Source organism: Salipiger pallidus (assembly GCF_014643635.1).
In the GTDB taxonomy this organism is placed as follows: Bacteria; Pseudomonadota; Alphaproteobacteria; order Rhodobacterales; family Rhodobacteraceae; genus Salipiger; species Salipiger pallidus.
The window spans coordinates 359,589-371,678 of record NZ_BMJV01000004.1 but is presented as its reverse complement, the minus strand read 5'-3'; the positions used below and the strand labels follow the sequence as shown (position 1 = coordinate 371,678).

Here is a 12,090-nt window from a genome sequence, read left to right as displayed (position 1 = left end):
CTAGTCTGGCCGTATTGCAACCCCGGAGACCCAAGATGACGATCAAGACCTTCCTGACCGCCACCGTTCTTGCCGTGGCTCCCGGCCTCGCCTTCGCCGCCTGTTCCGGCCACAAGGAGGCCACCATGACCTGCGCCGACGGCATGGTCTACGACAGCGCAACCCAAAGCTGCACGCTGGCATCGGGCTGACAGCCTAATCTTCGGACGGGCCTCGCCCTCGGTCGGGCCCGTCGCGTCAGTTGCGCGGACGACTCGTCTCCTGAGGCGGATTGGACGGGCTTTGCCTGAACTGGCAGGCCGCACGTCCTTCGGAATGGCCTGACCGCCCGAAAGCCCTAGGCGCGCCACAAGCGCCTACGAGGCAGTGCTTCGAAAGCTCTCGCGAAGTGAGGCTTCGTTAACCTCGACCATGTAGCTCTGGAATACCAAGACCGGAGCGGTTCCAGATGTCGAATTTCACCTCACTTGCCGCCCTTCCCGCGCCGTCAGCAGGGGGGCGGCCTCCCCTCACCCGACGGGCGAAGGCGGCAATCATCGTGCAGTTCCTGCTCAATGAAGGGGCCGACGTGCCCCTGTCATCGCTGCCCGACGAATTGCAGGCCGAGCTGACGCAGCAGCTGGGGCGCATGCGCTATGTGGACCGCGACACGCTGAACGCGGTGGTGCAGGAATTCACGGACCAGCTGGAATCCGTCGGCATGTCCTTCCCGGGCGACATGGCCGGCGCGCTGTCGGCGCTGGACGGCAAGATCAACACCCGCACCGCCATGCGCTTGCGCAAGGAAGCCGGCGTGCGCGAAACCGGCAATCCGTGGGAGCGCATCAGCAAGCTCGACGAACAGCGGATCGAAGAACTGGTGCTGGGCGAATCCACCGAAGTGGCGGCGGTGATGATGTCGATGATCGAAACGTCTAAAGCGGCCAAGGTGCTTGGCCGCCTGCCCGGCGACCGGGCGCGGCGGATCTCCTATGCGATCTCCATGACCGCAGGTGTCAGCCCCGAGGCGGTGGACCGCATCGGCCTGTCGCTGGCCGCAGCCCTCGATGCCGAACCGCCGAAAGCCTTCGACAAGAAGCCCGACCAGCGCGTCGGCGCCATTCTCAACTACGCCGCCAGCGCCAAGCGCGACGAAGTGCTCGAAGGGCTCGAGGAGACGGATAAGGATTTTGCCGAAGCCGTGCGCAAGGCGATCTTCACCTTTGCCAACATCCCCGACCGGCTCAAGGCTCAGGACGTGCCCAAGCTCGCCCGCGATTGCCCCCAGGAAGTGCTTACCGCCGCCGTCGCCGCCGCCTCGAGCGAGGGCGATGCCAAGGCAGTCGAATTCATGCTCGAGAACATGTCGAAACGCATGGCCGGCGCCCTGCGCGAAGAGGCGGCTGGCATGAGTGTCGGCGCCAAGAAGGGCGAACAGGCCATGAGCCAGGTGGTGTCGGTGATCCGCGATCTCATCAATGCCGGAGAGATCGAGTTGCGCGATCCCGACGCGGACGACGACGAATGACATAAGCGCCCAACGCCACGACGGGTCCCGACAGGCATGACAGTGCCGCCTGCCCCGGCATCGGGCGCGTCGGCACACTTGGGCTGGGCATTGCGCGCGGCAGCTCCCATGTGGTCTGCTCGGCACCCCCGCGAGCATCTGGGGCCGCCCGCAGCGAGGGTGCACGCCGAAGCATGACACGCCCCGATGTTGTGTCTTTTGCCCGCTGAGCTTATCTCTGCGCCGGACCACGAAGGAGCGCAGCTTGGCCGGACCGGATCACAAAGCCGACGACACGCATGCAGGCAAGCCCAAGGGCAAGGCCTCCAAGCCTGCAAGTCAAAAGCCGCGCGGTGGCTGGCAGGACCGACTGTCCGACAAGGTGCTGCGCGGGATGATCTCCGCCGCGCTGGCGCTTCCGCTGAAACAGCGACTGCGGCTCATGGGCTGGGCGGTGCGCCAGATCGTGGCGCCGCTGGCAGGCTACCGCAAGCGCTCCATGGACAACCTCGCCCATGTCTGGCCCGACATGCCCGAGGCGGACCGGCGGCGCATCGCTGACGCGGTGTCCGACAACGCCGGCCGCACGATGATCGAGAATTACGACGTGCCCGGCCTGCTGGCCCGGATGGCCAGCGCCAGCGTCACGGGCGACGGGTTGCCTGCCATGGAACAGGCCCGCGCCGAAGGGCGGCCGATCCTTTTCGTCACCGGGCATTACGGCAATTTCGAAGCCCCCCGCGCCGCCCTCGTGGCGCGCGGCTGGCGGATCGGGGGGCTCTACCGGCCCATGGCCAACCCGTTCTTCAACGAACATTACGCCGCCAACATGCATGCCCTGTCGGACCCGGTCTTCGAACAGGGGCGGCGGGGCACCATGGGCCTTCTACGCCATATCCGCGAAGGCGGCATGGGCGTGCTGCTGTTCGACGTCTATTCCAGCGACGGCGTGCCCATCGACTTTCTCGGCCAGCCTGCTCCCACCCTCACTTCGGCGGCGGACATCGCGCTGAAAACGGGGGCGCTCTTCGTGCCGTTCTTCGGCATTCGCCAATCGGACGGGCAGAGCTTCAAGGCTGTGTTCGAGGCGCCCATCCCCCATGGGGATCCGGTGGAGATGATGCGCGAAGCGACTGCGCGGCTCGAGGCGCGAATCAAGGAAGATCCCGCCCAGTGGTTCTGGATCCACCGCCGCTGGAAACCCCGGCGCCAGGCCAAGCGTCAGCGCAAGCGCGCTGCCGCGAACATGGGTCCGTAATCCTCGCCCTGCAGCATGACCACGATGGGATCGCTGCCTTCGACGGCGATGCGCAGCTCCAGCGGCTCCGCCCCGTCCCAGAGGCCCAGCATCCGCCAGTCATGGGCAATGTGGGTATAGGTGACGTTGCGGCCCGCGTTCTCCCCGTCGAGAATGTCGACCTTGGCCTGCGGCTTGTAGCGGACCATCTGCACGTTCGTGGCGGGAAGCGTCTCGAGCGGCTCGGCCCGGATCACCAGCATGTCGCCGTTCCGCTCCAGCGACAGTCGCGCCTTGGGGGGCACGTTCGACGCCTTGTCGATGGCGTCCATCACCTTCATCGGGCGCGATCCGATCACGTCATGGGTGCCGCCGATCATCATCTGCGGCGTGTAGATCGACCGCCGCCCCGATGCGCGGGCATAGCCCTTCTGACGCTTGGTGAAGGCGGTATCGGCGAAACTGTCGGCCCAGCCGATGTAATCCCAGTAATCTACGTGCAGCGCCAGCGGAATGACATCGTCCATGGCGCCAAGCTCGGACAGCACCGCGTCGGCGGCCGGACAGGAGGAACAGCCCTGCGAGGTGAAGAGCTCCACCACCACGGGATTGTCCTGAGTGCCTTGCGTTTCGTTCCGCGCCGTATCCTGCGCCGAAGCGCCCGCGCCGGAAAACGCAACAAGCGCCCCCGCCAACCAGTAGGTGAGTCGCTGCATCACTGCGTCTGTCCCTTTGCCGTTCCCGTTTTCTGGCTAACCAACCCCGCTTGTAATGGCCAATCAAGGTTTTGCGAGAGCGTGGGAAACGCCCATAGCATAAATTTCTGTATTCTACGGTATACAAATTCCACCATAGCACTTGAATGCAGGCGCGGCATGGGGCAGATATCCTCGCAAGCGAACCCTTAACCCCAGCCAATGCAAGGGAGCCATTTCATGCCCATCCAAGTCGGTCAGGACACATCGAAGACGCGCAAGTCGCTCGAGGTGAACGGCAAGACCTATGCCTACTATTCGATCCCGGCGGCCGAAGCCGCGGGCCTCGGCGATTTCTCCAAGCTGCCCGCCGCGCTCAAGGTGGTGCTCGAGAACATGCTCCGCTTCGAAGACGGCAAGACCGTTTCGGTGGACGACATCAAGGCGTTCTCCGACTGGGCCGCGAACGGTGGCAAGGGCGACCGTGAACTCGCCTACCGCCCGGCCCGCGTGCTGATGCAGGACTTCACCGGCGTTCCCGCCGTGGTCGACCTTGCTGCCATGCGTGACGGCATCAAGGCGCTGGGTGGCGACGCCCAGAAGATCAACCCGCTGAACCCCGTCGACCTCGTGATCGACCACTCGGTGATGATCGACGAGTTTGGCAACCCGCGCGCGTTCCAGATGAACGTGGACCGCGAGTACGAGCGCAACATCGAACGCTACGAGTTCCTCAAGTGGGGCCAGTCGGCGTTCAACAACTTCCGCGTCGTGCCCCCGGGCACCGGCATCTGCCACCAGGTGAACCTCGAGTATCTCGCGCAGACCGTCTGGACCGACGCTGACCAGAATGGCGAGGAAGTCGCCTACCCCGACACGCTCGTCGGCACAGACAGCCACACCACCATGGTCAACGGCGCGGCCGTTCTGGGCTGGGGCGTGGGCGGCATCGAGGCCGAGGCCGCGATGCTGGGCCAGCCGATCTCCATGCTGATCCCCGAGGTCGTGGGCTTCAAGCTCACCGGCGAGATGGTAGAAGGCACCACCGGCACCGACCTCGTGCTGAAGGTCGTCGAGATGTTGCGCGAAAAGGGCGTGGTGGGCAAGTTCGTGGAATTCTACGGCTCGGGCCTCGACAACCTGCCGCTGGCACAGCGCGCCACCATCGCCAACATGGCGCCCGAATACGGTGCGACCTGTGGCTTCTTCCCGATCGACGACGAGACCATCCGTTATCTCGACCAGTCGGGCCGCGACAAGGACCGCATCGCGCTGGTCGAAGCCTACGCCAAGGAAAACGGCTTCTGGCGCACGCCGGATTACGATCCGGTCTACACCGACACGCTCGAGCTGGACATGAACACCATCGTGCCCGCGATCTCGGGTCCGAAGCGTCCGCAGGATTACATCGCGCTTGACTCGGCCGCCCCGGCCTTCGCCAAGTTCGTGGAAGGCCAGCGTGCCGGCAAGGAAAGCGCCAACGCCGAAGGCCGCTGGGAAGCCGAAGGCGGCGCCCCCGAGCCCAAGGACATCCCCGGCGACACCGGCAACCACAAGAAGGGCTGGTACAAGTCCGACGACGGTGCCTACCAGCTGCACGACGGCTCCATCGTGATCGCCTCGATCACCTCGTGCACCAACACGTCGAACCCCTACGTGATGATCGGCGCAGGCCTCGTGGCCCGCAAGGCGCGCGAGCTTGGCCTCAACCGCAAGCCGTGGGTGAAAACCTCGCTGGCACCGGGCTCGCAGGTCGTGTCCGACTACCTCGAGGCGGCCAACCTGCAGGAAGACCTCGACGCCATCGGCTTCAACCTCGTCGGCTACGGCTGCACCACCTGCATCGGCAACTCGGGCCCGCTCGAAGCGCCGATCTCCCAGTGCATCAACGACAACGACCTGATCGCGACTTCGGTGCTCTCGGGCAACCGTAACTTCGAAGGCCGCATCTCGCCCGACGTCCGCGCCAACTACCTCGCGTCCCCGCCCCTCGTGGTGGCCTACTCGCTGGTGGGTGACATGAACGTCAACATCGCCACCGACGTGATCGGCACCGACAAGGACGGCAACGATGTCTACCTCAAGGACATCTGGCCCTCGAACGCCGAGATCGCCGAGCTGGTCGAAAAGACCGTGACCCGCGAGTCCTTCCAGTCCAAGTACGCCGACGTGTTCAAGGGCGACGAGAAGTGGCAGGCGGTCGAAGTCAACGGTGGCGAAACCTACGACTGGCCGGCAACCTCGACCTACGTGCAGAACCCGCCCTACTTCCAGGGCATGTCGAAGGATCCGGGCGTCATCACCAACATCGAGGGTGCGAAGGTGCTCGCCCTGCTGGGTGACATGATCACCACCGACCACATCTCGCCCGCGGGCTCCTTCAAGGAAAGCACTCCCGCCGGCCAGTACCTCGTGGAGCGTCAGGTGCCTGTTCGCGAGTTCAACTCCTATGGCTCGCGCCGTGGCAACCACGAAGTGATGATGCGCGGTACCTTCGCCAACATCCGCATCAAGAACGAGATGCTGGATGGCGTCGAAGGCGGCTACACCAAAGGCCCCGATGGCGAGCAGACCTCGATCTACGACGCCTCGATGGCCCACCAGGAGGCCGGCACCCCGCTGGTGATCTTCGGTGGCGAACAGTACGGCGCGGGCTCCTCGCGTGACTGGGCGGCCAAGGGCACGGCGCTGCTGGGCGTGAAGGCCGTGATCGCGGAAAGCTTCGAGCGTATCCACCGTTCGAACCTCGTGGGCATGGGCGTCATCCCGTTCGAGTTCACCGGCGGCGACACCCGCAAGACCCTTGGTCTGACCGGTGAGGAAACCGTTTCGATCTCGGGCCTCGACAGCGTCACCCCGCTGGCCCAAGTGCCCTGCTCGATCACCTTCGCGGATGGCTCCACCAAGGAGATCACTCTCAAGTGCCGTATCGATACGGCGATCGAGAAGGAATACGTCGAGCACGGCGGCGTCCTGCACTACGTGCTGCGCAGCCTCGCGGCGTCGTAAGCACCTCTTCAAAGACATAGGAAAGGCCCGGCGGAGCGATCTGCCGGGCCTTTTCCGTTGCGCAGGGCCCCATGGCCGCCCAAGTTTCAATCAATCGACAAGGAAGGCCGCCTGTTTTTCAGTCCCGCATCGCGGGTGCCCGGAAATTTATTGACCGATTGGTAAAAAAACGTCTCCATAAAAGAAAAACCCAAGGGAGATGACACATGGCACCTGATCTTACGACCCGGTTCACCGGTCTCGACTTCGTCAACCCGTTCGTGCTGGCCTCGGCCCCGCCGACGGAAAGCAAGCGGAAGATCCTCAAGGCGTTCGAGGCCGGCTGGGGCGGCGTGGTCACCAAGACCATCGGTCTGCACCCGGTCGAGAACGTCGCTGGACCCAAGACGATCTACCAGCGCACCAGCGAAGAAAAACCTTACGTGTCGCGCATGAAGCGCCCCGACACGGTGTCGCATTCGTCGTGGAACTGGGAGCTGATCTCGGACCAGCCGCTGGAGCAGTGGCTCCCGGATCTCGAAGAGATCAAGGCCACCTACCCCGACCGCATGGTGATCGCCTCGATCATGGCGGGCGCGGGGTCGGACGAAGAGATGGAGAACTGGAAAAAGCTCGCCCGCGCCTGCGTGGGGGTCGGCTGCGATGCGCTCGAGCTGAACATGTCCTGCCCCCACATGGACCGCAAGGACATGGGCGCGCATATTGCCAATGACGAGGACATCATCCGCTCCGTGCTGAAGGCCGTGACCGAGGCGGTGGACGTGCCGATCTGGGTCAAGCTGACGCCTGCGACCTCGACGCTGGTGGACGCTGCAGGCGCTGCCTACGAGGCCGGTGCATCGTCGATCTCGCTGTGCAACACCTTCCCCTCGCTGCCGCTGATGGATCCCGAGACCATGAAGTTCGAGGTGGAGGTGGACGGCCTCGTCACCTCTGGCGGTCTCGGCGGCCTCGCGATCCTGCCGCAGGCGCTGCAACGGGTGTCGGACATCTCGCGCGCCTATCCGGACGGGGCCATCTCGGGCATTGGTGGGATCAAGGGTTTCCGCGAGGCGTTCAACTTCATCGCCCACGGCGCGGGCAACCTTCAGGTCTGCACCGCCGCGATGGAGGAAAAGGGCAGCGGCGGGGTTGGCGTGAAGCTGATCCAGGAGCTGACCGGCGATCTGGCCGACTTCCTCGAGCGCAAGGGCTTTGACTCGATCGAGGCGTTCCGTGGCATCGCCCGCGAGCGCGTGGTCGAGCATTCCAAGATCCGCCGCAAGAGCGAGGATTACAACGGCGGCTACGCCCAGTCCCCCGACGCCGCCTGATATGGCGATACACCCCGGCACATCAGCTGTGCCGGGGTGTAGCAAACCATTTGTAGTCGCTTGGCCAACAGGCCGATGCACCCGGTGCGAGCGCACTGCCACCAGGCCTGCGCCATCGCGTAGCGCCCCAGCCTCAGCCTCGGCCACCTTGGCGCTACCGCAATCCGGCGGCCCTTCGTATCGCCCGGCCGCTAGCGGACCATCTCATTGCGTGCCCGCGCTATTCTGTCAGCCAAAGAGCCACTTTGCCTCCTCGGCGGTGTACCGGCCCAGCCTCACATCCTCGGCCACCTTGGCGCGGTCGCGCTTGGCCGGATCGCCATAGCCCCCGCCCCCCGGCGTCTTCACCCGCACCCGGTCTCCGGCAGTCAATTGGATGTCCTGCGCTTTGGACAGGTGCTCAGGGGTAAACGTCTCGCCCCCGCGCGTCACGGCGACCTCGTTGACCTTGCCGTCGCCGCCCCCAAGCGCCCCCTGCGGGCCGAACCGCCCGTGGTCCATCACGAAGCTGGCGCGCGCATGGCCGCGCAGGATCTCCACCTCGTAGTCGAGGCCGAAGCCACCCCGATGCTCCCCGGCCCCGCCGGACCCTTCGTGCAGGGCATAGCGATGGTAGAGGACGGGAAACTGCTGTTCCATGATCTCGACCGGGGGCGCCTTGGAGATGCCGATGGTCGAGCAACCGTTCGAGATGCCGTCGCCCCCCGCATAGCCGCCGTAGCCGCCGCCCGAGATCTGGTACATGACATAGCTCTGCCCGGTCTGTGGCACCTCGCCGCCAAGAGCGAAGTTGCCCGAAGATCCTGCGGGCGCCGCCGACACCTTGCCCGGAAGCGCCTCAACCAGAGCGGCAAAGACCGCCTCGGCGATGCGCTGGCTGACCTCGGCGGCGCAGCCCGACACCGGGCGCGGATAGCGCGCATCGAGGAAGGTGCCCTCGGGACGGATGATGTTGAGCGGCTCGAAGGCACCGGCGCTGATCGGCACCTCGGGGAAGATGTGCCTCATGCCAAGGTAGACCGAGCTCAGCGTCGTTGCGATGACGGAATTCATCGGCCCCATGCAGGGCGGGCTCGAGCCGTCGAAATCAAAGGTGAGAGTGTCGCCGTCGGCGGTGATGGCAAGCCTGATTTCAAGAGGCTCGTTCACCACGCCGTCGCTGTCGATATAGGCGGTGGAGCGATAGGTGCCCGGCGCGATCCCGGCGATGCGGCTGCGCATCTGATCGGCGGCGCGGGTCCGCAGCTCGGCGATGGCCTCGCGCACGGTGTCGTCACCGTACCGGTCGAGCAGCCGGGTCAGCCGCGCCTCGCCGACGTAAAGCGCCGCCGCCTGCGCCTTGACGTCGCCGATGCGCTGGTCGGCCACGCGGATGTTGGAGCAAATGATCGAATAGATCTCCTGGTCGAGCTCGCCGTTCTTGAAAAGCTTCACGGGTGGCAGGCGCAGCCCCTCCTGCTCGACCGCCGTGGCGGACGCGGAAAAGCCCCCCGGCACCGCGCCGCCGGTGTCGGGCCAATGGCCGGTGTTGCTGAGCCAGCAGAAGATCTTGCCGTCCCGCCACACGGGCATGGCAAAGCGCACGTCCATCAGGTGGGTGCCGCCAAGATATGGATCGTTGACGATGTAGATGTCGCCGGGCGTCGGTGCGCCCACCTTGCCGTCCCGGATCATTTCGATCAGCGTCGCGGTGGAATACTGCATGACCCCGACAAAGACCGGCAGCCCCATGGAGCCTTGCGCGATCAGGCTGCCATCCTCCGCGGAATAGATCCCGTCAGAGCGGTCGTTGGCTTCGGCGATCACCGGGGAGAAGGCCGCGCGGGAGAACGAGAGGTCCATCTCGTCGCAGACCTGCTGCAGGCCCGACTGGATGACGGTGAGGGTGATGGGATCGAGGCTCATCGCGATACTCCGGCGCAGGTCTGTGTGGCGGGCTTGGAATTTGCGTATTTTTGGAGAGAAGAAGCAGGGGCGCGCGCACAATCCCACGCTTCTTCTCTTTCCAAATACGCACCCCGGCGGCGGGTCCGGGTGCAGCGCCCAGCATGGGCGGGGCAGCGCATCATGCGCCTGCCCCCACTGTCACGATGAGATTGCCGTCATCATCCTGTTCGGCGGTATCACCAGGTTCCAGCACGAGGGTGCAGTCCATCTGCTCGACGATGGCCGGGCCGCTCAGGGTGGCATCGGCGGGCAGGTGGTCGCGCCAGTAGACCGGCGTGTCTGTCCAGTCCTCGAAGAACACGGGCCGGGTGGCGGTCTGCGCCTCGGGGAGCGATGGCTTGCGCTCGGAGGCGTCGATCAGCGCCGAGAGGTCGATCTCGGGGCGGCGGCCTACGACCGAGCTGTTCACGTTCACCAGCGCCGGGCGAATCTCCGGCAGGCGCACCTGGAAGCGCTTGAAATAGGCGTCTTCAAAGAGCGCCTGAAGCTCTTCGCGGCTGGGCTTGGCCGAGTCCAGCGGCACCCGCAGCAGGTGGGTCTGGCCGATGAAGCGCATCTCGACCGAATGGGCGATGCGCTCTTCGGCGATCTCGACCCTCTCGCGGGCGATGGCGGCGCGGCCGTCCTCGATCTGGCGGGCGAAGAGCGCGTGCACCTCGTCCATGTCGCAGGCGTCGAGCGGTTTGTTCACCGTCGCCACGAAATCGTGGCGCAGGTCCGCCACAACGCAGCCAAGCGCGTTGGTGATGCCGGGCCGCGCCGGGACCAGCACCCGGGGCACGCCCAGCTCGCGCGCGATGGCGCAGGCGTGCAGCGGCCCTGCCCCTCCAAAGGCAAAGAGCGCGAAATCGCGCGGATCTTCACCAAGCGAGATCGACACCATGCGCACCGCGTCGGCCATCTTCGCGTTGGCAACGCGCAGTACGGCGGCGGCGGCCTCGTCGGCGGCTAGCCCGAGGCCCGCGCCCAGCGAGGCAAAGGCATCGCGGATGGTGTCGAGCGACACGCCCCCCGCCCCGGTGTTCAGCCGGTCGGGGTTGAGCCGGCCCAGCGCCATGTTGGCGTCAGAGATGGTCGGAAGCGTGCCGCCCTTGCCGTAGCAGATCGGCCCCGGGGTCGAGCCCGCGCTGTCCGGCCCCACCTGCAGCAGGCCCGCTGCGTCGATCCGTGCGATCGACCCGCCGCCCGCGCCCACGGTGCGCACGTCCACCATGGGGACGTGGATGGGCATGGCATATTCCACCTCGATCTCGTGGCTGACCGCCGGGTCCGCGCCCCGGATCATCGCCACATCCGTCGAGGTGCCGCCCATGTCATAGGTCAGAAGGTCGGGAATGCCGGCGCGGCGCCCCGTGTAGGCGGCAGCCATCACGCCCGAGGCGGGGCCGGACATCACCGTCTTGGCGGCTTCCTCGGCCACCACCCGGGCCGACACCATGCCGCCGTTGCCGTTCATCACCAGCAGGTCCCGGTCATAGCCACGCTCGGACAGCTTGTCCGCGAGCCGCTCGACGTAGCGGCGCAGGAGGGGCTGCACCGAGGCGTTCACCGCCGCCGTCACCCCACGTTCGTATTCGCGCGATTCCGAGATCAGCGTGTGGCCCATGGTGATGTTGCCGTTGGGCCAGACCTCGCGGGCGATCTCGCCGGCGCGCCTTTCGTGGGCTGGATTGGCGTAGGAGTGCAAGAAGTGGATGACCAGCGCCTCGCAGCCCTCCTGCACCAGCTGTGCCAACGCGTCGCGCAGGGCGTGCTCGTCGAGGGCCACATGGACCGACCCGTCGGCCAACATCCGTTCGGGCACCTCGAGGCGCAGATCGCGGGGGATCAGCGGGCGGAACTGGCCGGTCATGCCATAGGCGTGGGGCCGCGTGCGGCGGCCCAGCTCGAGCACATCACGGAAGCCCATGGTGGTCACGAGGCCGGTCTTGCACAATTGCCGCTCCAGCACTGCGTTCGTGGTGGTCGTGGTCCCATGCACGATAAGATCGAGCGCCGCCGCATCGACCCCCGCCGCATCCAGCGCCGCAAGCACGCCATGCGACTGGTTGTCGAGCGTCGTGGGCACCTTGGCCAGCTTCACCGCCCGCGCGGTGCTGTCGTAATGCACGAGGTCGGTGAAGGTGCCGCCCACGTCGATGCCCGCAAAGCTACCGGTGAGTGTCTTGTCAGTCATCTGCGGGGCCTTTTCGGTGTCATCTGAAATCTCGAACATGCGGGACAGGGCGCGAGCTTGGTGAAACGAGCCGGGCGCCCCGTCGTCATCGCGAGGGCCGCTTGGGCAATGGCCCGGCTCACCGGGGTATCTTCATGAGGCCATCCCATTGGCGCATCGGCGCTGAGACGGTTCGTGTTCATAGCGCACAAGCCGGGCCAATCCGGCCGCTTGCGCCTCTTCGCCGC

8 protein-coding genes are annotated in these 12,090 nt (G+C 65.8%); 5 read left to right on the top strand and 3 right to left on the bottom strand.

Annotated elements, in window-relative coordinates:
• Positions 1 to 35: 35 nt before the first annotated feature.
• The 3 genes from IEX41_RS11785 (at position 36) to IEX41_RS11775 (ending at position 2,744) form a co-directional block, all read left to right on the top strand.
• On the top strand, positions 36 to 191 hold the full coding sequence (locus IEX41_RS11785; protein ID WP_188790444.1) for a carbohydrate-binding module family 14 protein: 156 nt from the start codon (positions 36 to 38) through the stop codon (positions 189 to 191).
• Positions 192 to 448: 257 nt separating this feature from the next.
• Positions 449 to 1,507, top strand: coding sequence for a flagellar motor switch protein FliG (locus IEX41_RS11780; RefSeq protein ID WP_188790443.1), 1,059 nt, complete (start codon positions 449 to 451; stop codon positions 1,505 to 1,507).
• Positions 1,508 to 1,856: 349 nt separating this feature from the next.
• Positions 1,857 to 2,744, top strand: a complete 888-nt coding sequence (locus IEX41_RS11775) for a lysophospholipid acyltransferase family protein (RefSeq protein WP_373285635.1) — start codon at positions 1,857 to 1,859, stop codon at positions 2,742 to 2,744.
• Here the strand turns inward: IEX41_RS11775 and IEX41_RS11770 are convergent.
• The gene (locus tag IEX41_RS11770) at positions 2,708 to 3,439 is read right to left on the bottom strand and encodes a DUF1223 domain-containing protein (RefSeq protein WP_188790442.1); all 732 of its coding nucleotides are present in this window, start codon (positions 3,437 to 3,439) and stop codon (positions 2,708 to 2,710) included. The two genes, IEX41_RS11775 and IEX41_RS11770, sit on opposite strands and share 37 nt — an antisense overlap.
• A 219-nt stretch (positions 3,440 to 3,658) precedes the next feature.
• On the opposite strand from IEX41_RS11770, the gene acnA reads away from it, so the two are divergent.
• On the top strand, positions 3,659 to 6,427 hold the full coding sequence (gene acnA / locus IEX41_RS11765; RefSeq protein ID WP_188790441.1) for an aconitate hydratase AcnA: 2,769 nt from the start codon (positions 3,659 to 3,661) through the stop codon (positions 6,425 to 6,427).
• A 206-nt stretch (positions 6,428 to 6,633) separates the two neighbouring features.
• On the top strand, positions 6,634 to 7,740 hold the full coding sequence (locus tag IEX41_RS11760; RefSeq protein WP_188790440.1) for a tRNA-dihydrouridine synthase: 1,107 nt from the start codon (positions 6,634 to 6,636) through the stop codon (positions 7,738 to 7,740).
• A 228-nt stretch (positions 7,741 to 7,968) separates the two neighbouring features.
• Here the strand turns inward: IEX41_RS11760 and IEX41_RS11755 are convergent, their stop codons facing one another.
• Positions 7,969 to 9,645, bottom strand: a complete 1,677-nt coding sequence (locus IEX41_RS11755; RefSeq protein ID WP_188790439.1) for a hydantoinase B/oxoprolinase family protein — start codon at positions 9,643 to 9,645, stop codon at positions 7,969 to 7,971.
• Between the two features lie 160 nt (positions 9,646 to 9,805).
• Positions 9,806 to 11,863, bottom strand: a complete 2,058-nt coding sequence (locus IEX41_RS11750) for a hydantoinase/oxoprolinase family protein (protein WP_188790438.1) — start codon at positions 11,861 to 11,863, stop codon at positions 9,806 to 9,808.
• Positions 11,864 to 12,090 lie beyond the last annotated feature (227 nt).